The sequence below is a fragment of the Paenibacillus odorifer genome (genome assembly GCF_000758725.1).
In the GTDB taxonomy this organism is placed as follows: domain Bacteria; phylum Bacillota; class Bacilli; order Paenibacillales; family Paenibacillaceae; genus Paenibacillus_AQ; species Paenibacillus_AQ odorifer.
This window is the reverse complement of record NZ_CP009428.1, coordinates 3,554,500-3,581,330: the sequence shown is the minus strand read 5'-3', so window position 1 is coordinate 3,581,330 and position 26,831 is coordinate 3,554,500. Positions and strand designations below refer to the sequence as shown.

General features: G+C 43.7%; 15 protein-coding genes and 1 pseudogene. 2 read left to right on the top strand and 14 right to left on the bottom strand.

Features of this window, described 5'->3' with window-relative positions; genetic code table 11:
* Window positions 1-55 precede the first annotated feature (55 nt).
* From PODO_RS15455 to PODO_RS15415, 9 genes are all read right to left on the bottom strand, one after another.
* The gene (locus PODO_RS15455; RefSeq protein ID WP_036677038.1) at window positions 56-925 is read right to left on the bottom strand and encodes an NAD(P)-dependent oxidoreductase; all 870 of its coding nucleotides are present in this window, start codon (window positions 923-925) and stop codon (window positions 56-58) included.
* A gap of 157 nt (window positions 926-1,082) precedes the next feature.
* On the bottom strand, window positions 1,083-1,667 hold the full coding sequence (locus tag PODO_RS15450; protein WP_232061372.1) for a TetR/AcrR family transcriptional regulator: 585 nt from the start codon (window positions 1,665-1,667) through the stop codon (window positions 1,083-1,085).
* A gap of 295 nt (window positions 1,668-1,962) precedes the next feature.
* Window positions 1,963-2,721 (bottom strand): ABC transporter permease, encoded by a 759-nt coding sequence (locus PODO_RS15445; RefSeq protein WP_036677041.1) that lies wholly within the window; start codon window positions 2,719-2,721, stop codon window positions 1,963-1,965.
* The gene (locus PODO_RS15440; RefSeq protein ID WP_036677043.1) at window positions 2,718-3,491 is read right to left on the bottom strand and encodes an ABC transporter permease; all 774 of its coding nucleotides are present in this window, start codon (window positions 3,489-3,491) and stop codon (window positions 2,718-2,720) included. The genes PODO_RS15445 and PODO_RS15440 overlap by 4 nt, the downstream gene beginning before the upstream one ends.
* Complete coding sequence (locus tag PODO_RS15435; protein WP_425311652.1) at window positions 3,488-4,210, bottom strand: ABC transporter ATP-binding protein; 723 nt, start codon at window positions 4,208-4,210, stop codon at window positions 3,488-3,490. Before PODO_RS15435 ends, PODO_RS15440 begins: the two co-directional genes overlap by 4 nt.
* Window positions 4,211-4,288: 78 nt before the next feature.
* On the bottom strand, window positions 4,289-5,305 hold the full coding sequence (locus PODO_RS15430; protein WP_038571320.1) for a sensor histidine kinase: 1,017 nt from the start codon (window positions 5,303-5,305) through the stop codon (window positions 4,289-4,291).
* Window positions 5,302-5,979, bottom strand: a complete 678-nt coding sequence (locus PODO_RS15425; protein WP_038571318.1) for a response regulator transcription factor — start codon at window positions 5,977-5,979, stop codon at window positions 5,302-5,304. Before PODO_RS15425 ends, PODO_RS15430 begins: the two co-directional genes overlap by 4 nt.
* Window positions 5,980-6,181: 202 nt before the next feature.
* Window positions 6,182-12,979, bottom strand: coding sequence for a stalk domain-containing protein (locus tag PODO_RS15420; protein WP_038571317.1), 6,798 nt, complete (start codon window positions 12,977-12,979; stop codon window positions 6,182-6,184).
* Between the two features lie 109 nt (window positions 12,980-13,088).
* A complete protein-coding gene (locus tag PODO_RS15415) occupies window positions 13,089-14,054 on the bottom strand; it encodes a hypothetical protein (RefSeq protein WP_169744774.1) in 966 nt (321 codons plus the stop codon).
* A gap of 951 nt (window positions 14,055-15,005) precedes the next feature.
* Between PODO_RS15415 and PODO_RS31945 the strand changes: the two are divergent.
* A pseudogene (locus tag PODO_RS31945) lies at window positions 15,006-16,154 on the top strand (family 8 glycosyl hydrolase); the annotation flags it as partial.
* On the top strand, window positions 16,131-16,847 hold the full coding sequence (locus tag PODO_RS31940) for a galactose-binding domain-containing protein (RefSeq protein ID WP_244886518.1): 717 nt from the start codon (window positions 16,131-16,133) through the stop codon (window positions 16,845-16,847). The pseudogene PODO_RS31945 and the gene PODO_RS31940, both read left to right, overlap by 24 nt.
* Before the next feature lie 107 nt (window positions 16,848-16,954).
* Here the strand turns inward: PODO_RS31940 and PODO_RS32320 are convergent, their stop codons facing one another.
* The 5 genes from PODO_RS32320 to PODO_RS15395 form a co-directional block, all read right to left on the bottom strand.
* Entirely contained in the window at window positions 16,955-17,167 is a 213-nt protein-coding gene (locus PODO_RS32320) for an ATP-binding cassette domain-containing protein (protein ID WP_076143638.1), read from the bottom strand.
* Complete coding sequence (locus tag PODO_RS31110; protein ID WP_155288135.1) at window positions 17,154-17,318, bottom strand: hypothetical protein; 165 nt, start codon at window positions 17,316-17,318, stop codon at window positions 17,154-17,156. Before PODO_RS31110 ends, PODO_RS32320 begins: the two co-directional genes overlap by 14 nt.
* 121 nt (window positions 17,319-17,439) lie before the next feature.
* Complete coding sequence (locus PODO_RS15405; protein ID WP_038571314.1) at window positions 17,440-23,046, bottom strand: golvesin C-terminal-like domain-containing protein; 5,607 nt, start codon at window positions 23,044-23,046, stop codon at window positions 17,440-17,442.
* A 296-nt stretch (window positions 23,047-23,342) separates the two neighbouring features.
* A complete protein-coding gene (locus PODO_RS15400; RefSeq protein WP_036677063.1) occupies window positions 23,343-24,551 on the bottom strand; it encodes an SGNH/GDSL hydrolase family protein in 1,209 nt (402 codons plus the stop codon).
* Window positions 24,552-24,568: 17 nt separating this feature from the next.
* Entirely contained in the window at window positions 24,569-26,785 is a 2,217-nt protein-coding gene (locus PODO_RS15395) for an FAD-dependent oxidoreductase (protein WP_080742506.1), read from the bottom strand.
* Between the last annotated feature and the right edge of the window lie 46 nt (window positions 26,786-26,831).

Genomic DNA, 26,831 nt, shown 5'->3' with positions numbered 1-26,831 from the left:
CTCCTTATATTTTCTCTTGCAATTTGTCCGACATCATCGGTGACAACCCAATTTCTTAAGAAGAATGCTCAAGACAACGGATTAAAGCCGTCCAATCCAACTCACCATAACCATTGGCAATTCCTTCAGACAAGTGATGGTGGATAAGCTGACCTAAAGGTAGAGGAGTTTGAACGGACTTCGCTGCCTCAATAGCCAATGCAACATCTTTTAACCCAAGCTTCATTTTAAAACCGGCCGGTTCAAAGCGCTGTTCGCTCATGATCGCTCCATAGTTCTGATATATTGGAGACTGAAAAAGAGCATTTACAACATTCATAAATTGGGACGAATCAATACCGTGCTTTTCTACCATTAGCTGCACTTCCGACAAAGCTTCCAGCATTGAAGCAATTAGAAAGTTAACGCCAATTTTTACAACGTTCCCTTCTTCGCCGTGATCCCCAATCTCTACTATCTCTTGACTCATTGCTGTTAAAACGGGAAGTACCCGTTGTCTTGCTTGTTCCGGACCAGCTAAAATAATACGCAATTTAGCTTCTTTAGCGGCATCTGGGCGCCCCATCACCGTGGCAGACACAAAGTGTTGCTTTCGCTCCGCATGCGAGACGGATAATTTTCGAGCCAGATCTACGCTGATTGTACTGGCAGAGATGTGAATTCCATTTTCCGATAATCCATTCAGTACACCATTCGGTCCCTCGACGACCTCCTTCAAAGCAGCATCATCAGAAAGCATGGTAATTACAAGATTGCTTTCTTTCACTGCCTCTAGCGGTGTTTTGGCATATCGTGCTCCCTGTTTCATTAAGGGTTCAACTTTTTCAGGGGTCCGATTAAAGATGACTAATTCATAACCCGCTTTCAATAGATTTTGGGCCATTGGGAGCCCCATATTTCCAAGCCCAATAAACGATACTTTCATTAGACACCTCTCCTTATTTTGATGGAATTCTGAATAACGGAATGATTGTTCCGAAATAATCAAAAAAAATATAGTCTAACATATACTCTTCAATTATCACCTTCATAATATGGGAAACATGATGACGGAACGATCGTTCCAAAATAATTAAAAAAAATTAGATTCCTGCAATTACAAAGCTAATCATCTCTTTTGCACGTTCCGGGTGCTGATCTGCTTTGGCCATAATATTTATGCTTTGATGTAAATTCAGCAATAAATAAGATAACACTTTGATATCAGTCGTTTTATCAATTTCTCCCCGTTGCTGGCCCTTTTCTAAAAGGTCACAAAAAGCTTGCTCTAATTCCAAAAAACTAGTCTTTATCAACTCATTAATTTTTTCATCTGGCGACTCCAATGTTGTAGCTACATTCGTAACAAAACATCCGCCCGGCAGGCTGGTATCGTATGCTGAAGCAATGTGATACTCAAAAAATTGAAGAATTCCATCTCTAACGCTTGATGCCTGTTCAAGAATAGCCTGCTTATTGAAATTCCCCTTTTTATAATGCTCAAGGGCATCTGTATACAAGGTTTGCTTGTCGGAAAACGTATCGTAAAGGCTGGATCTGCTAATGCCCATCACTTCTAGTAAATCTGGTATGCTAGCCGCTTCGTATCCTTTTTTCCAAAACAACAGCATGGCTTGATGCAGCGCTTGATCTTTGTTAAATTCTTTTGTCCTAGCGATAAGTAACACCTCCCGTCATTGAAATATAACATATCTGAACTGATCAGTCCAGAAAAAAGTGAGCAGAACTTTCGCTCATGATTCTTTGCGATATTTGTACGTTTATTTTCTATTATTAAAACTCCTAGGCAATGTCATTAATCCAGACTATTCTTTTGATTTATAAAATAAACGGACACTCATATTGGTGTCCGTTCTTAGATGAAATACTTATTCATTGAATTGCTCAAAAACATCTTTTATTCAAACATTAATGTTTGTTGCATATTGATCTAGTTAAATGATCATATCAGCTAGTTCAGAGTTAGGCATCTCGTTTACGGTAAAATACAATGGCTGCTGTAATAAAGACCAGTGTCCATAACATGGAAATACCTGTCCCTTCCATTGGTGTAAGGACATTTATTTCATCGGAGGAAGGCGGCATAAACATATAATAACCTGCTGTATCTGGAAAAAAATATTTAGTATTGTGTAGAAAATCTTTCGACAATGGACTGACAATGAAGTAATAGCCAAGCAGTACCACTAAAGCAGGAGTAGTTCGTCTTAATAAAGCACCTATAGCTGCACTGAGAAGTGTGGTTAAAGTTAGATAGCCTGTTGCACCTGCTAATGATTTTATCATTTCGTCTATTTCAATCACTACTGCTGTGTCTTTCATCATGATAAAGGTATATAGCACACCTGATGCAGTAGTAATAGACGCCGCAGGAATGGTTATAATGGCCAAGGCCAAATACTTCGTGGATAATTGAAACCCTCGCCAAGGTATCGTAGTTAAAGTAGTTCGAATCTGTCCCCCTGTATACTCCGAACAAGTAGTTAATATACCAAGAATAATAAACCCTGCTTGAAGATATCCCATAGAAGAAAGTCCTGTATTCAGTATATTTTGCGTTCCTGCTGCCTCTTGTAGATCAACAGAAGTAAAAGCTGCGGCTAAACCTAAATTAAGTATGAATGTAACCATAAGAGTGAGCCCTATCAATGGTAATGTAACTAATTTATCCAGTTCAGCACCAAGGATTTGTGTTATCTTTCTACTAGATGAGACACTCATGCTGCAACGTCCCTCCTATGGAATACAATAGCTGCAACAATGAAAACAACGACTACCCAGGCAAACATGACTAAACCGCCTGTGAAGGGGGTGTGAAACCCGTCGAATAAACTGCCTGTGGACGTGTTGTCCGTAAACATAAACATTTCAGCGCCAGCCCTATCTGGTAAGTAAAACGCCAACTTTGTAACCCTATACAACAGGACACTAAATGATACAACGGATGAATTTATTATGAGCACAGCAAGCGGGATGATGCCATTCTTAGTTAGAAAAGTAATCCCAAGTGCTAGAAGAGCAGTAAATGTCCAGTAACAAACTGCACCGATAAGTCTGGACCATTCAAATGCAGGGGCATATTCACCAAGAATAAGATGCGTTGCTGACACAGTTGTCATAATAGCAGCAATACAAAGCAGTATGCTGATCACAGTCACAGCACCTGCTTTTGCCAGCAAAAAATGAATTCGGGATGAAACAACAGTTAAACTCGTTGTAATCTGTTGTCCTCCACCAGATTCACTGCTCTCTGTCAAATACTCACTGCTAACAGCTAGCACACCAAGAATAATAACACCTTGCACACCAAGAGCTAACCCGATATAGCCAACTTCCGATAGCCGTGTGCTAACTCCAGCTATAATCTCCTCTTTTTGTGCTATGCTGTCCAAAGCAGCAATGGCCGCCGGAGCAAATGCTCCAATAAGTAAGGCTAGCCAAATGCCTGGCAGGGAGATCAATTTAGATAGTTCCGCGTTGAATGCCCTCATACAACATCACCTGCATTTTCAGATGTCAGGGCAAAAAAGGCTTCCTCCAGCGTGGAATAGTTACCTATTACTTCTTCCAAAGTTCCATCTGCAACGATGGTTCCATGCTTAATAATCACCACATCATCAACGGTCTCTGCAAGCTCTCCCATTAGATGACTGGATAATAACACCGTATTTCCAGACTTAGCACGTTCACGTAAAAATGTCCGAATCCAACGAATTCCTTCTGGGTCGAGCCCGTTTACAGGCTCATCTAAAATCAATATTTTTGGATCACCAAGCAGCGCAGCTGCAATTCCAAGTCTTCTCCCCATACCAAGAGAATACTTCCCAACTCTTTTTCCAGCGGCATTAGTAAGACCTACTATTTCCAAAACTTCCTCGACACGTGAGTTAGACAATCCTGCGGCACGAGCAATCCAACGCAAGTGTGCCCGTCCTGTTCGCATACGATGAGCTCCAAATCCATCAAGTGCAGCACCTACTGTTGCTAGAGGATTATGTAGTTCTGCGAATGGCTTTCCATTGATTAGGGCACTCCCTGAGGTGGCACGATCTAACCCAAGCAGGATACGAAGCGTAGAGCTTTTACCTGCCCCATTTGGACCTAAAAAACCAGTTACTCTACCAGGTCTAGCTTTAAAACTGATACCTGATAAGATTTCCACAGTTCCGCGATGTTTGACTAAGTTATTAATTGTAAGCAACCATAACACTTCCCTTCTGTTATGGTTCTAATTATAAAGAAGCAAAGTTACATCTCGGTTATCCTGCTATTTACTTCTGGGTTAACTTTAGGTTAAGCTCTCTCTACCAATAGCTACTCTTGTGCCATCTTCATTTGATGTAAAGTCAGCTTTCAGTTTCATTTTTTTTAACATATAATTTGAAGTCGATAAACCAATCCCCGCCCCACGCTCATAGGAAGAGTTATCCATACCTGGACCTCTGTCTGCAACAATGATCTGTTCTTTTTCTACATCAACCCCAATGCTTACATATTTCCCCTCTGCTGCATGTCGAAGAATATTCTGAAATAAATTATCAAGAACCCGTGTCATCCATTTAGGATCTACTTCCCAATAAAAAGTCGCCTCTGTCGGTAAATCAACCTCGATCTGGATTTCTTTTTCTTCAAATACAGGATACCACGCAGCAACAGATGCTCTTACTAAACGTCCAATATCTGTTGAAATGGGCTCAAAAGGATGTTTTCCTGATGTAAGCAATGTATAGGAAAGTAAATCATCCATTAGATCTCCGACTCTAGTAATCGTATGGTTCATCTCTGATAATGAGTTTTGTCCTTCTAGACTCAATGATTCTTTATTTAATCGGGTGACATGTCCTCTCAAAATGGTAAGCGGTGTTCGTAAGTCGTGAGATAAATTCGCGATGAGTCGATGTCGTAACAATTCCTCTTCATGTTCTCGCTTGCGACTGTCTTCAAGCTGTTGAATCATCCAATTAAAAGAACTGCCTAACTGGTCTATTTCATCCATACGATCACTTTGAACAGATATTGGTTTAGGAAATGAGTTATGATTAGCGGAAAATGACATGACTTCCTGTAAGTGGGTGAGACGTTTACGAAGTCTCAAGAAGAAAATCCAAGAGATTACCACAAATGCGACAATAATAAAACCAAACAAAAGTAGTACAACGTAAAATAGATTTAACGCATTCAGTTCTTCACCATTAATAGGAGACTCAATGAACGCAGATAAGAAAATAAGTACGATCGGAGGTGAAAAGATAAATAGAAAATGTCCTTTTAGAAAACGACGAAATAATGATTTAGTCTGTTTCATAGTTTCACCCGATAGCCTATTCCCTTCAACGTTTCAATAATCTCTGGGGAGTCTGGATGACGTTCCAGCTTTTGGCGCAGTCGATGGATATGTACCATTAATGTTTTATCACCTGTTATATAAGCTTCTTCCCAGATGGCTTCATAGATTTGTTCTTTTGGTAAAACTTGATTAGGATGGCGTAAGAAGTACATCAAAATATGATGTTGTTTCCCTGTCAATATAATTTCTTCTCCTGTGTGTTTGTCAAATACCATTTGGACTTCTGGATCTACTTCAATATAACTCCCTAAAGAAATACGTTCGGGATGTGTTCCGCCACCTCGACGGATTAGTACTTCTAATCTTGCCACTAATTCATCCGTATGGAATGGTTTCGTTAAATAGTCATCAGCAAATTGTAACCCTTCTACCTTATCATCTATCGATGTTCGAGCAGTTAACAGCAAAATAGGAACAGCAGGAGCTGCCTTTTTTAATCGTTTTCCCACAGTAAATCCATCTAAACCGGGTAACATAATATCCAAAATAACAATTTTATGCTGATTTACTACTTTTTCAGCTCCTTCACCAGAAAGCAGCCACTGTACTGAAAATCCTCGTTGTTCCAATTCTTCCTTTACCCAACTGCCTATCTTCTCATTGTCTTCAATATATAACACGTTTCTTTTCAAGTAACATCCCTCTCTCAAAATCGAGTTCACTATTAGACAGATTAACACAATCTAAAGAATTGTTTCCAGTTAAGACAATTTTATTGTTCGTGCGGACTTTCACCGCCAAGTTATCGTCCATGCCGGGCGCACACTAGAAAACCCTCTAACATAGCAGTGCATGTTAGAGGGTTTCGAGCGTAGCTGCTAATTTTAGGAAATACTACTTCATGATACTAATAGATTTCGAAGTATTATCGAAGAATAGATTTGCACCAAAATACTCAGCAATGAAACGTAATGGGAGCATAGTACGACCGTTTACAAGTTCAGCTGCTACATCCATTCCTGGTGCAAGTTCACTGATCTTAATCGACAAAGTCTGACCTTTCAAGGTAATCATTACGGTTTTCATAACGTTATCCCAGCTTACATTTGCTCCTAAGCTCTCGGCAACGAAGCGCAGTGGGACTAACGTTCTGCCTTTAACTACCATTGAAGCAACGTCCATACTCATTTCGATTCCGTTTAATTTATATCCTGTCTTTCCTATAGTGAATTCCAATTTCACAGGTTCAGGCTTGGCTGTAACGAAGATATAACCTAGTCCTTTTGCCTTGAAGGTAAATTTACCTGTCTCATGGTCATAGTTGCCGCCTAAACGTTCCATATTACCGTTCAATCGAAGCATGACACCGCATAACATGCTAAGATCGTTTGTCGACAACTTCTCTTTTGACAGATCGAAGATTACGGGTATAAGCCCTGTATAATCCGTTACTTCCCGGCCATCCGCGAAGATCTTCAATTCATATCCCCGCCCTATAGCTCCGTCTCTTTCATCTACAGGTTTAATAACAACCTTCATCCGCTTTCCTGTATTCAATTGCTTCAACAATTCAGCGGACAATTCAACAGATAAGGTGTCATTCGTAACGATTAGCGGTTTGTCAGCTTTAATAATCGCACCGATCGTATCGCTTTGAATCTCAAGCTCATCTTTTCCGGCTGACATCGTCAATTCAATGGAATTGCCCTTCTTCAGCTTCTCTTTGATTGTAGCATCAATACGCTCCGCTACTGATAACTCTGGCGAAGGAGTCGGCGTACTGCTGTGGCCATTTGAATTGCCGCCATTGTTATTGCCATTATTGCCACCACTGTCATTTGTAGTAATTACAATAGTTAACTCTATCGTATCCATGCCAGCATGATTGGAAGCTGTAATATTGAATTTGTAAGTTCCCGCTTCAGTAGGCACGCCTGAAATAACACCCGTAGCTCCTTCTAAATTCAACCCAAAAGGTAAATAATTATCGCTTACTGTCCAAGTAATCGGTTCGTCGCCGTATACTGCTAATGTTACCGTATACGGTTGTCCAACTTTGCCGTTTGGCAAATTCTTAGTGATAATCTCCGGAGCTGTAACAACTGGCTTATCCTCTTTAATCTCGATGCTCAATACTCGCTCATCTATACCAAAGTCATTCGTTGCTGCAACCGTGAATTCGTAATATCCTGTCTCTTGAGGCGTACCCGAGATAACGCCTGTTGCTTCATCTAGGTTCAAATCTACTGGCAAATCTCCTCCCTGGACCTTCCAAGTAATCGGTTTGCTGCCATATACCGCTAGTGTTACCGTATACGGTTGTCCAACTTTTCCGCTTGGCAAATTCTTAGTGATAATCCCCGGAGCTGTGTCAACTGAGACATCTTCAGTGATCACTATATTGAAAGGTTTTGTGTCACTGCCTGCGTCATTATTTGCTTGAACTTTGAACGTAAATTGACCCCACTGATCCGGTGTACCAGAGATAACACCTGCACCTTCATCCAAGCTCAATCCTGATGGTAATTGTCCCTCTACAACGGCCCATTTGATAGGCTTATCGCCTTCAGTCGTAAGAACTGCCGAATAAGGTTGTCCGACCTTGCCATCCGCAAGCGAATTCGTCGTAATCGTTGGTGCCGTACCTGCGTCTTCAACCCATTTCGCATATAATCCAATATCCCTTGTAACAGGATCAGCAACGAAATTCCAGGCATCGTTTAATCCTGTATCTTGATACCAACCGCCGAAAACAGTTTTTTCTTTTGTTGGCGCTGTTGGCTCGGTAATTGTCCCGCCCATATCAGCGAACTTCATCGCAACTTCGCTGCCACCATTGGAATCAAAAGTTACCGCATAAGGGTTGTGCGCGCCGATGGAAGGCGTTCTTCCGCTAAGTGGATTGCCGAAGAAGTCTGTTCTCTCCGTCATATGAGGCAGAGCGTTCGCCCGATCCACATATGGGCTTACAATCTCGGCACCTGCACCATAGGCCAGGTTATTACCATCAGCAAGACGGAACCCGTTCATCGCACTGTAATCAAGCTTGGCATCCACTGTTCCGCTGTTGGTAATCCAATGTTCCGGCGCAGATTTATAATCATTTAATATAGAATTTAGTTCCTCTTCCGTTACATAGCGGTTGTCTGTTGCTGTTACGCCTGCACCTAGATATCCGCCTCCACCTGCGTTCATACTGCCAAAAAGATTAGCCGGATATACAATGTTGTTTGTAAACCGTCCGGTTGCAAATGGAGCTGATGTTCCCCCGCCTTTCAGACCAACCTGGTTGTTTGCCCCAGTGTAGGCAAATATATTATTTTGGAAATAAATGTGCAAGTTGGAGGCTGTCGGGTCAAATACTAACGAACTGCTATTCTTCAATGGTGTGACGATAACATTGTTATAGTATAAGCCACTTAATTCCTCGCTCGTTGAAGAACCTCCTGCAAGCAATATTAGACTGTTAAAACTCTTGTTAAAATCCGGGCTGCGGCCGTCGTTCACGCTAATATTATAGCGAACGATATTGCCCTTGGCAGCGTTCATCTGTAAGTACCAACCACCATAGTTATTTCGGCTGTAATTGTATTCATACACATTGTCCTGACAATAGTTGTCAATGTCCCAAGCCATACCGTCATTACTTGCATGATAAGGGTTATCCACAGCTTCATTATAGCGGAAGATGGTGCCTTTACTTGCCATAATCCACGCTGCTGCATAGTTTTGCGAACCTAGATATGTTGGTGTTGTATTATTTGGACCCCAGTTCGTAACCAGATTGCCGCTCTTATCGCTTAAATAGCTATAACCGTTGTCTGTGACCACATTTCGTTCCACAAGGGAGTTGTTCCCGCCGGACATGACAATGCCATCTCCAACCGAACTAGAAACCCAGTTGTTTCTAAACACAGCGTTGGATGCCCAAGGATAGCTTGAGTTACTCCAAGTAATGCCTGTGTTATTAGTCCCTGGATTGCTTGGCCCGTAGGCATTATTGCGAATACCTTCGTTATCACAACGAAGGGTTTTGTTGCCTTCAACCAATATATCTACATAACCATTAATAATGATGCCGCCGGATACCTTACTTGCTCCATTTGCTTGGTGCAGCCCATTAACATCATGAACATAGTTATCTCGAATGACGATTCCTTGCATACGAGCATCAGCATAATCTTGAATATTAAACTGTCCTTGTCCCAGCTTGGAAATCCGTGACATTACAGCGATACCGGAACGGCCGTCACCTGCCGCATTGCCGATGTTCGTTACTTCAATTCCACTGACAATCCAATAGTTAACGTCATATAACTCAATGGTACCGTTTAAGGAAATGCCAGATGGGCTCGACGCTGTTCCTCCACCATTAATTACCGGGCGTTGGTTAGGGTCGGTCGTATTATATTTTGTTAGCGTAATCGGATTTCCTTCCTCACCATTGCCACGCAGTCTGATTTGTTCATTCCATACGCTATTCGCATCCAGATAAATGGTTGAACCTGGCATAAATACATATTCATTAATTTTGGAGATTGATTTCCATGCTGTAGCCGGTGTGCGTCCATCTGCATGATCGTCACCGTTATTGGAGAAATAATAATCACGGACTTCAAGGGGTACAATGTTCAACTCGAATGTGATTTCGGCAGGATACAGATCAAGTCTAACGGTATATTTCCCCGGTACGATATTATTTCTTGCGAATGATTCTTTGTTAATTTTCAATACATTACCGCTAACCGTATAATCCACATCCCGCTGCAGTGTTACAGCGCCGATCTCCACTCCAGCTAGATCTGCTAAATCAGGATTTACGGTGATATTATAGTCGTCCAGACCCATAACATATGTGCTGTCTTCCAAGTGGCTATACTCTTTGGGCAAAAGCTTTAGCGTAATAGAAGATGTTCCGGTTTGGGCTGTTATTCCACTATCGATAACATATACGTCATCGATAAAGTGCCTGTTCTGTATATCCTTAACCGTTCCAGCCTTGTTGCCCCAGTTCGTAGCAAGCTGCAATGCATCGATCTTGGAAATATTGTTCTTAACTAGGGTATCAAAATTTCCGCCAGCTGTTGTTTGCCTTTGAATGTCTTGTCCGTCAATTTTATAGGTTGTTCCTGTTGATGTAACGAACCATTGAAATTTATGCCAGCCTTCACTTCGCTTGACATCTACAGGATAGAATCTCCCGGATGAACCGGGTCTGACTGCGTAATTGGTCAGATTTGCCGTCCAGTCACCATCTCCATTGCCATAATTTATTGCGATATGTTCATTGGACGATGGGGTTAAGCCAAAGACAGCGTGGTCATTGGAAGCCGCTCTGCCATCATCATAGTACCAAGCAGTAACGATTGTTGTCTTACCGGTTGCAGGGGCGTAATTATAGGTACCTGGAACAGTCGCCACCTGACCGGCGCCGCTTGATGTCGCGGCCTTTCCTCCGGTACGGGACATCACATCGCTGTGAATATATCCGTTCGCACCATTTGAAAATTTCTTCTCCCCTTCAAATCCATCGTAAAATTTAGTGTCAGCCTTATTGAAGTAATCAACGCTCACATGTACAGTAACTTCTTCGTTCCCTGTCGGAATATAACCTTTCTTAACCGTCACGAATCCGGCATCATCAACTTCAATCTTATTCTTGTCTTGATCCGCCGGACTGAAGCTGATGTTATCAGCAACGAACACATCAGCTGTGTCAACCATTAACCGCGTTCTATCTCCTGCCCGTAATGTATCGTTCTGGCGAATTAGCGCAATGTTCGCTGAATATTGTGCACTCTCCCCTGATTCATCAGAGTCCAAGAATCGTGACGTTGCGTTGCCGTTTGCCTTTACTTTAAAGGTATCGTTTAAAGTCGGAGACAAAGCCGTATCATTGCTTGTCGCTGCAATCGGGCTTCCATTAACCACTCCATTACTGAAGAGTTGAACCGAATAGGCAGATGCGTTAGTGACGCGATCCCATGTAGCGTATGTGCCGTTCCATCTGGCATTTGCCGGTGTAGGCAATTTCTCGATTTTCAATATTCCGGATACTGCAACTTCTTCACTGATATCTCCCGCATTATTTATGACAATAGCTGTAACAGTGTAGTTGCCCACTCCCAGTGCCCTTGCATAGGGCAGAACATGATGCCTTTCATGATTGTTAGGCTGGTCGGGCCCCCCATTTTTCGATAAATAATAACCAACAGGTCCACCGTCTTTGAACAGCGTTACAAGGGTATCGCCGTAATTGGAAGCGCCATTATAAATACCCGTATCCGAGTCAAGCGTTGGATTAATTGGTGCATTTACCTGCGTATTGGTGGTTATCAACAACGGTACAGCATGGGATTTCACCACAACTCCCTCTGCCGAGGACACTTCGCAATAATAAAAATTGCCTTGTTGTGAAGCTGCGTCCACATTGGAAAGTGTTAATACTGCCTTATCAGCTCCGCTGACTTTTGTCCCGCTCAAGCCAGTTTCGTCATCAGATACATACCATTGATAAGCAGTAGTAGCGGCTGATGACGTAATGCTAAATGTTGCTGTCTCACTTTGTTTCACTTCTGCCCTTGTTGGCTGAGTGATTATTTCTAAATTTGGCAATCCGCCGGGAGGTACCAAATTCACTGTTAATGTTCTGGTACCTGTTGTTGTATCCACATCTTTTACAACATAAAAATCGTCAATTAGATGTTTATTTTTAATATAAGCTTTGTTCCCTGACTGGCTATTCCATCCTCCAGCTATTTTAGGCTGAATGGTTGTACCGCTCTTCATAGCTTTGTAAATATCACTTTGCGCTGAATCGGATATTAATGTTCCGTCTATTTGTAACGTCGCACCATTCGGTGTAATAAGCCACTCGAATTTATGCCAGCCTGTGGAACGTAAAGCCCCGCTATCTTTCCAACGGTTGCCTGCTGTACCCGCTGATGATGGTTCATAAGCCCAAGTATATTTCGTCGGGTTATGAATAACATCAGCCTCTGAACTTTGATAGAATGTCCCGGCAAAGGTGGCATTTTTGCCATCTACAATAGCAAATTGCGTTCTATCCGTCGCAGTCTTCTCCTCATTAGGATACGGGTCAAAATACCATGCCGTCATCTTATAATTGCTGCCAGCCGGCAATGCCACGTCCTGGGCTACCTTTTCATTATTCGTATCATCCGATGGTGTAATCGCTTTCAATCCAGAGCGGGACTGTGCATCGGACAGCGTGAATGACGAGCCTAATTTGCTCATAGATGTCATCGGACCATCGTTGTTCTCGAAGTCCTCCATGAATAACACTTCTGAGTCAGGGTAATAACCTGCCGTGGCCGTGATTGTCACCGGGACGCCCGGGGCACCTGGCGACGCAAATGTATAACCGTTAGATAAAGTAATGTTACCCTGATTATTAACAGTTAAAAGATGCGAATTGCTGGAATCATAACTTACCTCGTCAATAACCGGTCCTTTAACCAGACTGCTTAAAGGCGAACCTTTATAGGAAAGATTTACCCTGCCTGCCTGACCTGCGGCTTGTGTCAATTCTAGTACAACGGAGTCAAAAGATTCGCCCCCTCCCGCAGCTGATACTTCAGATGAAGGCGCCAAGCCGAACAGACCAGGGAATGCCAACGTTGTTGCCGTAACTATCGACAAAGCTTTTTGCATCCATTTCGATCGTATCATTCCAAAATTTCCTCCCTTTGAAATTAATAAATTTATACTTTATAAAAAAATCTGTATCTATGGAAATCTCAATAGACATAGATTTTTATAAACTTAAAAACTAACTATTCTAGTTCACTACTAATTCACTGAATCGATTACCGTTATACACGATCTTCAACTTATTCGTATTTGTTATTAACGCTCGCAAGTCAGATTCCGCCCATTCGTATATAATGGAATCTTTCACTTCTTCCAGTTTAAGCTTGGTGATTTCCGGTTTTGTGATTAATGTGGCAATGACATCCTCGTCCATATATTTACCGATTACTGTCTCACCTACAGAAGCAGCAGCTAATGACTCCCAGAACTTAAGAGACTCGGTATCTTCTTTGGATATATCCAAACGATTTAGCACTTTCTCTTTCTTGGCCTGCCCCGTTGTTGCTAACGCAGCCGTTAATTTATCAGCAACACGAGTATATTCCGCACTTTTTGATGCATACTCAACTTGTAACTCCGCGTTGCTCATTTTCGTTTTCTTAACCTGGGTTTCTACCAAATCCGGCCAACGGGCGCCACTTAAATATTGCATGTATTGATATAACTCAAACTGAGGCAGCCCATAGTATGTCTCTCCTGAATCATCCATCTTAGCTCGCTTAACATTTTCATCATCCATGTCGGATTCTAGCTCATCAAAGCTTTTATAAGGGGCGATCCCCCGCTCATCTGCAATAAATTGCTCCTGCTTGGTTTTTAGCAATGCAGTCATCGCAGAATTTTTGGCGTATTCAGAGGGGGTTTCATGATTTTTGCCGTATTTACGTGTCCAGAAGCCCTCATCTACTTGAGCCCCATAAGTTCTGAAGAAATAGTCTGCTGTTACAGCTCTTTGCTCTGTTACATAGAAATGAAATTCTTCCTCTGTTACGGCATATCCATCTACTGTAAATATCCAGTTTTCAGGCAGCTCCGCCTTTTTGTTAGTTAAGCCCAACATGAGTAAAGCAAGAACAATCAGAGCGGTAAACAAGATAATCACTGTTGGTTTTCGTCTTGTAATCCCCATGACAGCCCCCTTTCCAATATTCAACCTAGCTTTGCATGAAAGCCATGACAGTGAAATTCTTCCCCGTTGCAGGAGAAGTTCCCAAATTTAAATGGTTAGACATTATTGTAAGTTTAGCCACCCCTTAATGTAAGCGCTTATTTAGACTGAATTAGAACAAATTTGACTTATAAAAAAACAGTCCTAGTTCGCAACTTTGTGTGTGCTAGGGGATCAATATCTTAAAAAGGAACTGTCGTTTGGTGTAAACGCTTTTATTTATGGATATTAATTTTTAAATTTTATTCACAAACACCTAGACACGGCGAAAATAGTTGTGATACATTTGAGCATAAGTAATGCTGCTGGGTTAGCAATTTCTACCTATAGGTGAAAAGTGACGTTGAGGATGCGATGATTTCCTATTGAAGCGCATATCTTCAAATCTCTTCAGCATATAAGTCAAATGTCACTTCCGCCCTAAAGTTAAAGCGCTTAAACTTTATAGGCTTAAATAACATCTATTGTTAAGCGTGTTACTTTGGAGATCAGACTATAGGGAAGGAGGATTCATTGACGTTAATTAAAAACCGTCACTTAAGGAGAAATTTTTGTGCACTCATTGAAATCGACCTCGGGCACAATGAAAGTGTTAATAGTAACGTTGAGGATGCGATGATTCCCTAAGGAAGCACGTATCTCCAAATCTTTTTCAGCATATAAGTAAATGTCACTTCCGCCCTAAAGTTAAAGCGCTTAAACATTATAAGCGTGTGTAGCACTTATTGTTAAGCGTTTTACTTTGGAGATCATTCTATAGGGAAGGAGAATTCATTGACGTTAATTAAACTAACCATCACTTAAGGAGGAATTTTTATGTACTCATTGAAATCGACCTCAGGCACAATGAAAGTGATGTTACTTGTTATGCTTTCGGCGGTTATGCTTCTATCGACATTAGCCGCACCTGCACCGCTTCAACCAAAAGCTCATGGAGCGGGTGAATTGAAACCGTTTCCTCAACAAGTCAGCTATCCGGGTATCATTAAACCAAACCACGTCAGTCAATCCTCGTTGAATAGTTCTGTAGCTTCCTACTATGACTACTGGAAGGCTACTTATCTTAAAAACAACCTGTCCTCGCTGACTGGAGGATACTATGTAAAAGGTGACATTACTGGCGAAGCGGACGGCTTCGATCCGCTAGGCACATCGGAAGGCCAAGGATACGGTATGGTCATTACCGTGCTTATGGCCGGTTACGATACGAATTCCAGAACAATCTATGACGGTTTGTTCAAAACGGCTAGAGCGTTCAAGAGCTCTAACAACCCGAACCTGATGGGATGGGTAGTAGCAGATAGTACTGGGGCTCAAGGGCACTTCGGTTCGGCAACAGACGGGGACCTCGATATCGCTTACTCCCTTATTCTAGCTGATCGCCAATGGGGCTCGACCGGAACGATCAATTATTTGGCTGAAGCCAAAAAGATGATTGGCGCTATTAAGCTTAGCAATGTGACAACTAACAACAGGCTGAACCTTGGTGACTGGGATACGAAGAGCGCCTTGAATACCCGTCCCTCCGACTGGATGCTCAGCCATCTACGGGCTTTCAATGAAGTAACTGGAGATTCAACTTGGCTAAATGTCATCAACAATCTGTATAACGTATACAGCCAATTTACAGCAGCTTATTCGTCTAGCACAGGTCTGATATCGGACTTCGTGGTAGGCAACCCGCCTAAGCCGGCTCCCCCAAACTATTTGGAAGAGTTCCCTGAAACAAATGAATACAACTACAATGCAAGCCGTGTACCACTTCGGATCGTAATGGATTACGCCTTGTACGGAGATACCCGCGGTAAGGATATCGCTAATAAAATGGTGGTATGGATCAAAGGAAAAACAGGCAACAATCCGAACAATGTGAAGGACGGTTACCAACTGAACGGTTCGAATCGCGGTACTTATGCAACAGCGGTATTCGTAGCGCCTTTCATCTCCGCAGCGACGACTACCAGCACGCATCAAGCTTGGGTCAATGCCGGTTGGGACTGGATGAAGAACAAAAAGGAAAGTTACTTCAGCGACTCCTTTAACATGCTGAACCTACTGTTCATCTCGGGGAACTGGTGGAAGCCTACCTACAGTGCAGCGGATGCACAAGCTCCCTCGGATCCAACGAATCTGACCGCAACAGCAGTTTCAAGCAGCCAAATTAATCTGAGTTGGACTGCTTCCACAGATAATGTCGGTGTAACAGGCTATCGGGTTTTCCGTGGCGGCGTGGAAGTAGGCGCACCTACAGACACATCCTTCAGCGATACCGGACTTACCGCATCGACAGCTTACAGCTATACGGTGAAAGCTGTCGATGCTGCAGGCAACCTGTCTGCTAACAGCAATACCGCAACAGAAACTACAAGTGCAACTTCTCCTGACAACACCAACCTTGCGCTAGGTAAGACAGCGGTAGCCAGCTCTATCGAAGGTGCAGGATTTGAAGCTTCCAAAGCAACAGACGGCAACTCCACTACCCGTTGGGCGAGCATGGAAGGAAGCAACAATGAATGGATTTACGTCGATCTGGGTGCAACCCAAAGTGTGAACCGCGTCAAGTTGAATTGGGAAGATGCTTACGCTAAAGGCTACAAAGTTCAGGTGTCTAACGACGCAACAACATGGACGGATACTTACGTAACAACGACCGGTAATGGTTCTATTGACGATATTACATTTACCGCAAATAGCGGACGTTACGTCAGAGTGCTGTGTACTGCTAGAGGGACCGTATACGGATATTCAATATTCGATTTCGAGGTTTACGGCTCTTAATTGAATAAAGCCTGGCGGATATGAATCCGTCAGGCTTTGTTACTTTTGCTTAGGCCAGCGACGGTTCTATAAACCGTATTATCACTGGATGTGCAGCTATATGGACTTCACTTCGAATATAGGAGAATAAGAACCATTTCCATTGCGACATTTGCTCGTATCTCTTTATTAAAGATTGAATATCCCGAAATCTGGACGCCTCCCTCCACTCTCATATCCTGATCTTGATCATTTATTCGATTTATCGTTCGCAACAAGGTTGATTTCCAGCAACCGGAGGGGCCGATCAAAGCCGTAATTGATTTTTCAAGGATGCACATAGTTATATTTTTTAATCTGGCACATCTCACGTTCAAAATAATACGGTTGGCTGATATCGCCCTGCTGATCTAGCATGAGCAGTATCGTGTAAATATCACCCAGTTGTGAGCTTTGAAAGATTAGATTAAATACGATCGGATGCTCCGGCATATGTTCCAAAAATGTACTGTCTTCTTACATCATCGTTTTACAAGTGTTTTGCATAATTCAATACTAAATTCCTAGAAATAAAAAGCCGAATGGATCGTTCTCATCCACTCAGCTCATAGGTTTATTTTACAATAATCTGTATAGTATCACTTTCCGTAGTTCCACTTCCATTCATAAACTCACAGTGATATTGATAAATGCCAGGAGTTTTCCCTGAGATTTGTGTAATGGCCGATTGAGCACTTGGTGTTTGTGAAGATAAAGATTGCGTTTCAATGAGTTCGCCATTTTCATATAATCGATATTGTGCTGCGTTCGTGCCCCACCACATATTAGCAGTAATGTTATAGTCCCCATCTTGATCCCAGTTGTCACTAGACAACACAGGTTTGCCGGGATTCGCTTCAGTCACGGTGACGGTGTGTGGATCACATGAAGTCGTTCCATACAAATTCGATAACTCACATGTATACACATAGGTTCCATTCGGCTTTCCTTGAATAGGAATAATGGAAGTCTGGGCAGCAGGCGAAACATCGGCCAGTGACTTCGTTTGGATCAATTGGCCATTCTCGTACAACTTATACAGTGAGCCATTGTTTCCCCACCACATATTCATCGTAACTTCGTAATTGCCATCATTTATGCCTGTGGCAACACCGCTGTTATTCGAAAGTGCCGGTTTACCTGGCACCCTATTTGCAAGCAATTCCGGGCTAACGGAATGCCGTTCGAACTTGACTGCATCAGCCCTCGTATAAATCATATCGGCAGGTAGAGTTGGCGGATCTACCGTTGTGGGAGTAACCCTGGTTAGACGAACGTACTCGCTGCCGTCTCCAGTAAAGTCGAACGTTCCTAGATTAACCCAACCTGAGGAGCCGACGGTTGCATCAATATACGTGACCTCGGTAACCGACTGATGCTTCACTTCTACTTTGACATAATTATCGTTTGCCGTCGTATGGACGAGCTTGTAGATGGAGACCGTATATTTCCCCTCTGGGAACTGGCCTTTCCACGTCGCTGATGATCCTTGCACGGTAGAGTAACGGGACTTAACCCCAATTTTGTATCCGGCTAAATTGCTTTGGCTCCAAGATCCTTCTGTTGTGTATAACCCAGTCGTATTCGTGCTGTCGACAATAACCGTTAAGTCCCTGATCGCAATTGTCAAAGACGGCGTTGTTAAGGTCACCCCGTCAATCGTTACAGTGGCCCATACCTCAATATGATCCGTTTCTCCGTCGAGACTTAGAAGGGTCAACATACCGCTACTGTCCACTTCAGCCAGATCGGTTCGATCAACGACATACTGCACATTTGCCTGTGATAGATCACCAATCAGACCGTTATCCAAATAGCCGGTCACGCTTAGTTGTGCGGTTTGAGTCATTTGCAGTTCACCCCGATCCGACAGGATCACCACAGACTCCAATTGCGGCATACTGTTTGGATCCACCCACATCATCGCATCGGCAACTACCCGTGACTTGTTGGCCTTATTGGTTAATTCGACATATCCGCTATCGCCTGCTGCAAAAGGATAATCTCCCAGGTGCACCCAAGTCCCATTGGTCGTTGTCTCATCAACGGTAACCGTCTCGGAGCCTCCACTATAATAAACGGTAAATGAGGCATTCGTTGCCCAATTTTCACTTGTAGCGGTTATTTGCGGAACCTTGTAATACACACTGTAAGTAACACTTTCCGGCAGCTCAGGCTGCCATTTAATTCTGCTTGTCGCTGTGCCGGCAGCCGATTTGGCGTACACATAGTTATCATAGTAATAGTCGTTAGCGGTTGTATCCCGTATCCAGACGCCTTCTGTCTCCGCCTCCGTATTATCCACAATGATCGATGAACCCTTCTGCCAATCCGGTTGAACCGGAGTTTCTTGTACCTGATCAGGCAAATAGAGTGTCCGCTTGCGAGTCTGTTTCCCGTCCGACTCCACATAATAAGTGAGGGTTTGGGATAAATCGTTTACCCGTATCGACCATTCCATCGGATAAATCGTATCTGGAATCGTCGTATACGTCGCCCCGCCATCCAAGGAATAATGGATCGTCGCTGGTTTTGTCGTTTTTGCCTGCACATAAGCATCATAGGCCGTTTCGTCGGGCTTGACAATCAGCATACCTTTAACCGCATCTATAGGGCTGTGGATATCGAAGAAATAGCTTGCCTCCGATGTATCAGCAGTTCTGACCTGGTGCAGCGGCACATCAATGTTTAGGCCTTCTACAATAATAGCGGTTATTCCCTTGCTTGAAACCGTGGCTTGAATGATTCCGCCACTCATAACCGTTTGCTCTGGTGTACCATTGTCGCGGATGATGGTTACGGTATAATCTTGTGCCGGGTTGAACCCTATGATTTGCGCATTCAATTCGATAGGAGTCTGGACTTCAGCTGACGATTCGTTGCTTAACCCGATGTAGAATTTATTCCCGCTCTCTCCCGTTATCCAGTTCAATTGAGGATGGTTGGTCTTAATAATCCCCTTGGGCATCCAGAGCCAAACGTCGGAATTACCGTAAAAATGACCTGGTTTATTACCATAGAGGTGATATTTGAACCATAAAAAATTAGTTTCAAATACAGTAGGGAATGTAATACTACCATTCGATTTCAACGATTGTTCGCTGATCAAATAATCCATCGTTTGCCCGAGTTGTCCCGGTATATGGTGATAATAGATAGATGTAGCCCCGCTTGGGCCTTCCAGAGGAAACTCTGGTTCAAGTTGGCTAACGGCGAAGCCCTTATAGTAATAACCTGGATAACTGGAATACCGACCAATAACCGCATTATGAGCAATATCCTGCAGCAGTTTATCACCTGTATAGAGCGACAATCTCAGCATGAATGGAGCTTCCTGAGCATTCATCCGATAATAGCCAGTTGTACTTCCCGCTTCAAACGTCAATCCATTGGGAGAAACAAGCTCACTATCCGCTTGTACGCCTCCGGCTACATCTTCTGGGAGCTTGATCCGAGGATATTGATATTTACCACTTTCCGGCCAATGGAACGACTCCGCGTAATTATACGTCTCAGGCTGCGGAATCGTAACGGCACCTTCAGGAACCGGACGAGCAACGAACATCGTTGCATACCGTTTGGCTTCCTTATAAGCAGCATTTAAGTATTTGGGATCCTGAGTTTCCTCGTAAAGCTCCAAGATCTCCATCCACAGCTTGCTATAATAATAAATGAACTCATTTTTACTCACATTAACAGATGCAGGCGTATCAATATGCTGCATGATATAGCTGTCGGCTGCATCCTTGGCAGCCTGTAAATAATGCGCATCTCCCGTCATACGATACATCATCAGGGGCTGAATGACAGGACCGCGGTCTTTCTGGTCAGGATCACGCACGAGGTACTCTTCCTGTGCTAGCGCCCCAATTCCTGCCGAAGTACCCATCATCTGATTGACAGCGGCTACGCTTGAAAAATCAAACGGCAAGGTTGCCATTTTCCATAACGACGGCACACCGTATACTGGCTTCTGCGTCGGCGACCAACCTATGCCATTTCGCGATAAGCCATACTGGACGGACGGCAATGCTCTCGTATCGTAAAGCTGGTCATCCCCAGTCAAATAGTAAGCCCCCAAAAGAACCGCATTCGAGCTTGTTCGAACGCTATCCTCGTTTTCGATGTCAATGAAGCCCTTGGCACGGCTCCACCACCCGCTGGGTGACGGGACATAATCAACAGAGTCATCTCCTTGCGGCTCTATCTTAAGTAAATCGATCATATTGAACATCGCGTCAGTAAGCGACTGATCTGATACATTCTCACGGTATGCAGAATAACCGTACTCTTTGCGAAGAATATCCGCGTAGGACTCATACAAATTACTTTTTTGAGCGATTAGTCCCATATGAAATTGATAAGTGCTTTCTGCGTTCATTTGCGAATAGGTCCCTAATTGAGGAGCATACAAGATTGGCTGCACGCTGCCTTCGTTGTTGACAAGGCTCATGCCGAGCCTTTGCTTCGTAACACCTCCCGTCGGTTCAAATTCAACCGGAAGCTCATCCGACGGTACAAATACCCCATACGTCAATGGATTCCCCGAACCGTCATTCTTCTCAACCAGACTCATCGGAGCGCTCAGTTCCCTTAAGCTTGTTGATTCCACTGAACCTACCATTTTGGCGTGTGATCTGAAACCATTTAACACTTCATTGACACCTGAGATTTGCTCTGTTGTGAAGGACTGATAACCGATTACATAATTGCCATCCCTGCGAGGTGTAAAGGCGAAGGAAACATCAGGTTTGTCCCCTGACATAGACCAGTTCACTTGTAAATCGTAATCGCTTTCATGTGATGAATCGGTTAATATCGCCGTGTGGCTGTCGGGGAAGTCGATCTCGTCGAATGTAATCCAGTGTTTGTTCATCGTATCGTAGTAATTGGTACGACTCCCCGCATTCCCATCCAATAAGACCCATTGTTCTTCAAGTCTTTCTGATACATTATTGACAGGTACCCAGTTCTCCGTATCCGCGTCCTTGTAGAACAAATCACGAACGATGGATTTGCCACCATCCCAAGCTGCTTCATAGAAGGTTGCTTTATAGCCGTCATTCTCGATGCTGCCTTTTTCCGTGTAACTGAGATTCGCCAATGTACGGCTGCGCAGCGGAGGCAACGGGGGAGCCTGCTGCCGGATATTCCCTTCAAATTTGACCGCATCGGCCCGCGTAATGATCTTTCCGGTCGTAGGTTGTGTTCGAGTCAGTCTGACAAATTCGCTATCATCACCACTGAAATAATATGACCCCAAATCAACCCATCCGGCCGATGGTCCCGACGAGGGTCTCAGATCCATAAACATGACATCCGTAATCCCATTGTGAACAATTTCGATTTTAACATTACTGTCTGCTTTGTCCGCCCAATCAAGCTTGTTGAATGAAATTTTCGCCGTCCCTGCTTCTAATCGCGGATTCCATGTGATGCTTCTTCCTACTGCATCGGTAAATTTGGAACTGGAATTATTATATCCCTTCACTCCCGTACTTGTAGTCCAATCAGGAGCGGAGAATCCGTTATTTGCGTTATTTACATCAGTGGTGACGACATCATCAATCGTGATGCTTCCATCATCAATGATGATCGTCTTATGAGGTTCTTTTTGCTGAATATTACCTTCGAACTTGACCGCATCTGCACGAGTAAGTATCGTACTGGTTGTGCTGGTAGACCGAGTTAATCTAACGAATTCGTTACCCACTCCGGAAAAATAGTACTCTCCCAAATCAACCCATCCCACAGAAGCGCCAAATGAAGGTCTCAAATCCATAAAAAGAACATCCGTCGTTCCATTGTGGACGATTTCAATTTTTACATTGCTATCTGCTTTATCTTCCCAGTTAAGCTTGTATAACGAAATTCTCGCCGTTCCCGCTTCCAATCGTGGATTCCATGATATCGTTCTGCCTGCTGTACTCGTATATTTGGAACTGGAGTTATCATACCCCTTCACCCCTGTACTTGTGGTCCAATTCGGTGCCAAATATCCGTTGTTCTCGTTACCCACATCAGGTGTCACAACATCATTGATCGTGATGCTCCCGTCATCGATGATAATCGTCTTATACGGTAAGGTCTCTGCATAAGCGGTCCTTATTCCGTCTAGGCTGAAAGGAACTAATATCGTCACGATGAAAACGATTAAGAAAAACAGCTTCCTTTTTATCATACAACTCACAGCCTCCCTTAAGTTGATAACGCTTTCAAAATAATAAAACCCTCCTTTGTTCGAAGATCATAAAGAAGCGATCAGCCGTATCCTTCTGGCTAATCCCGCTCCGTCGTTTTTATCATAGCATGTCACAGAACTGTGAAATTTCTTTGATTTCAAGAATTTCTTATAAGATTTTAAGCAAGAAGAAACGACTTTGTCTTCCTTTAAAAAAGAGACCTACATCATAACTGGCCGCTCAACTGCAGTCAGTATAAAATAGGTCTTTCAATTGGATAAAACCTTTAGATTAATTATAATGGCGGCTGCACCAATAACAACTTCCCAAGCTGGATCACCGTTTGATCATACCAATCTGGATGCTGCCGAACATGCTCAATACTTCGTTCATTGCCGCATGCCTCAAACACAGCCGCTTTGTCTGTCTTTTCGGTATCGACTTCGAAGCGAACTGTATGTTTCCCATTCGGGAGCTCTGGCAAGAATACATACTGATTACGATTATGATCGTTGTGTAGTGTGAATCGATCGACAATAAAGGGTTCTCCACCATCCACCGACACCTTCAATCTGCCAGAATCAGGCCCCCCGATATCGAATAACCCGATATGGGTTCCCTCGAACTGCACCGTGATAGCCTCTCCAGGATCGACTGCTCGCCATAGGCCGGGGAACAACCAATTGTACTCGCGCACTAAAGCACAATCATCCGGAGTCATGTAAGACCATCCTGCGGAAAAATCGGTAAGAATATCCAGTGACAGCATGGTCGCATACTCCCAAGGATTAGCCGGAACCAACGGATTCTGAGGTAAGTGATGTACTGACCTTCCCGGATGATCTTGAAGTTCTCTAATTTTCTCAAATGACCGGGTGATCGTATCCGTGTAAATCTGGTGTCCTTCGGGAATAGTCGGATGGATCGAATCATGCGTAAAAACAACGGCTCCGGAAATGGACACGTCTTCCCTTGAGGTAAAAACGAGTTTTCCCTCCGACACCAAGTGACTGACCTCTACGCCTAGATGAATCGAAGGAATGCCGTAATAGTCGGCCACTTCCTCTTGCATTATAGCCCCCTTCTGGTATTCCCCAGACTGAAATAAGGCCACATCCCGCTCCTTCAGCGTATAAACGAACAGGATATCAGTAAACCGGTTCCGCTTGCGGATCTGACGGACAATCCCTTCGATACGCGCCTTGGATTCGGGATCTCCGCCATCGTTACCGACAAATTCAACAAATACTAGATCAGGCCGATGACGCAGTACATCTGTCTCCAAACGGGCACAGCCCAAATCCGATCCTGTCCCATCAATGCCTGCATTCACAGAGCGGATATCCGCCTTAGGATATTGCTTACGAAGCCAATCCGCCGTCATGACCCTGTAGCCTTCAGAACGTGTATTACTGCCGCCGAAATAGACGATTGTTACGGTATCCCCATTTTCCAATTTTTGAATTATATTGGGGAGCCCTTTACGAGGGAATAATTCCTTCATCGTGACTTCACCTGACCTCATTTATCGATTTTAGGAGCAAACAATTTTACAGCAAACACTTCGAAATAAGGCGAACCATAAGTTGCGCAGAAATTAATCCGGATTCGGGATACACGTTTCTCATCCACCTTATGTTTATTCAAGGTGAGATAATTCCCACGAGTTATGATTGTCCTATCGGTTCCGTCTTCTAAGGTCAAGGTCATATCATAATCTTGAATAAGGGACTCGATCGGATCGTTGAAATGCTCCAAATCCAGCTGTGAATTAAAAACAAGATGGATTTCGTCCAGATTTTTGGGGCTTGTAAAACAGAATTCCAACCATTCCTGTCCTTTCGAATGTTCAGAAATCCAGCCGTTCGGTTGGCCATAAGGTCTGGAGTAGCCATTGACAACATTCTCAGGACTATACATATTCTGAGCTGGCATCAGGTCCTTAAAGCAAATGCTCTTATTGAATTTCTTCAGCCTGGACGGCTCTTCCGGCCTATAATGGAAGCTGACCGCACCTGTCAATTTCTCTTCATTACCGTATATGGCAAGGCTCGCCGTGCCCTCCAATATGATGTAGATTTTGTCGTCAGCCGGTTTCTTGCAGTCCAAGTCTAGCGTAATCCAGTCGTCATGACCGGCTGTAATAACCAAGTGGTAGTCTCTCAACTCGCTGGTTGGAATGTAATTTTCCTTCCGTTCCCCGCCAAACAGCTTCACATGTAGAGTTTCCGAATGCTTGGACCTATTTTTAATTTTGATCCGTACGCTTTCAGCCACGGATGTCTGAATCGGCAAGACCAAACATAACCCTTTCTCCAAGGAAATCTCTACGGTTGGATGAAGATTGTCATAACTGCGCTGAGACGAGGCACGAATAGTTAATCCGTCAGCGAAGTAAGGATCCAATTCTTCTTGAAGGCCTACAATGGTTTGCCCGTCTCGAAGCAGTAGCGCCTGCAGCTCCCCCATATGAGCTTCGACTATGGCCGCGGGGTCTACCTCATATTTCGAGCACAAAGAAGCAGCTGTTCCAACCGCCTGCCCCATACAACCGCAGGTTGCCATAACCCTTGTAGATCCGAAAGCCACATGGGTAGCACTTATATTGCGACCAGCGAACAAGAGATTAGGAATATTTCGTGAATATAAACTGCGGAAAGGGATATTGTACAATCCGGGCACGAAATTCCAAGCTGTAGCCGGCCCCTCATCGTAGATACCCTTATTAGCATGTAAATCCATATACCATCCACCGACGGATACAGCATCTTCGAAATGCGGCTTTGCTGTGAGATCGTTCTGAGACAACATGTGATCCCCAATAAACCTCCTCGACTCCCGCTTTCCCGGGATCGGGCATACATAATCCAAGATGAGATTGTCTACATCATCAAATTCACCGCTATTTTTGAGATAATCCCAAATCCCGTACACCAATTTCCGCAGTTCCAACGCGATGTCTTCATTATTTTTGATAATATCCATATGTCCGCCGTATTCCAGCCACCACAATCCGCCAAGCCCGTTGATTTTTCTTGGAAAAGCCCGATGGTTCAAGCCTTTTCTGATACTATCGAAAAAGGCCAACTTCGTAATATCATACGCAAAGCCAGGTCTTTTGTATGGAACGGAATATCCTACGTCACGGGCTTGAAACAGGATCGTATCGCCCATGGTGTAATGGTCCGCCACTTCAGGAGCCAATTCTTCCTTGTATTCATGTTTCGCTTCTCTCCCCCATCGGAAGAGAGCACCTGCCTGATATCCGACAACTCCATCTCCGGAGCAATCGATATAGGTTCGGCTTTCAAAACGAAATTTCCTTTCGGAAGCCAATTGAAGGCCCTCCACCCATTTAATTCTGCCGTTCTCCATGCCCGTTTCATGCACGCATGTATTCAGAAATAGAGAAATGTTAGGCTCAGCATAGACCATATCCAACAAGACCGTATCCGAAAGCGAAAGCATCAGCTTCTTGTTGTATAACGGATTATAGTGGAAAATCTTCAACTTGAGTTCTTCCACCAACCCTCCTTCGCGTGCATAATAGGATGGACTGTTTCCGAGATATGCCGACCCGTTGATATGAACCCTGACCTCGCTGCTCGCATTTCCCCCAAGAACCGGTCGATCATTAATAAGTGACACTTGCAGCCCTTGGCGTGCGGCAGCAATGGCAGCGCATATCCCAGCAATACCTCCGCCGACGACGGTTACATCTGCTTTAATAAGCTCCATTTTGATAACCTCCATGATTAGATCCTTTTATCATGGTAATCCTTTT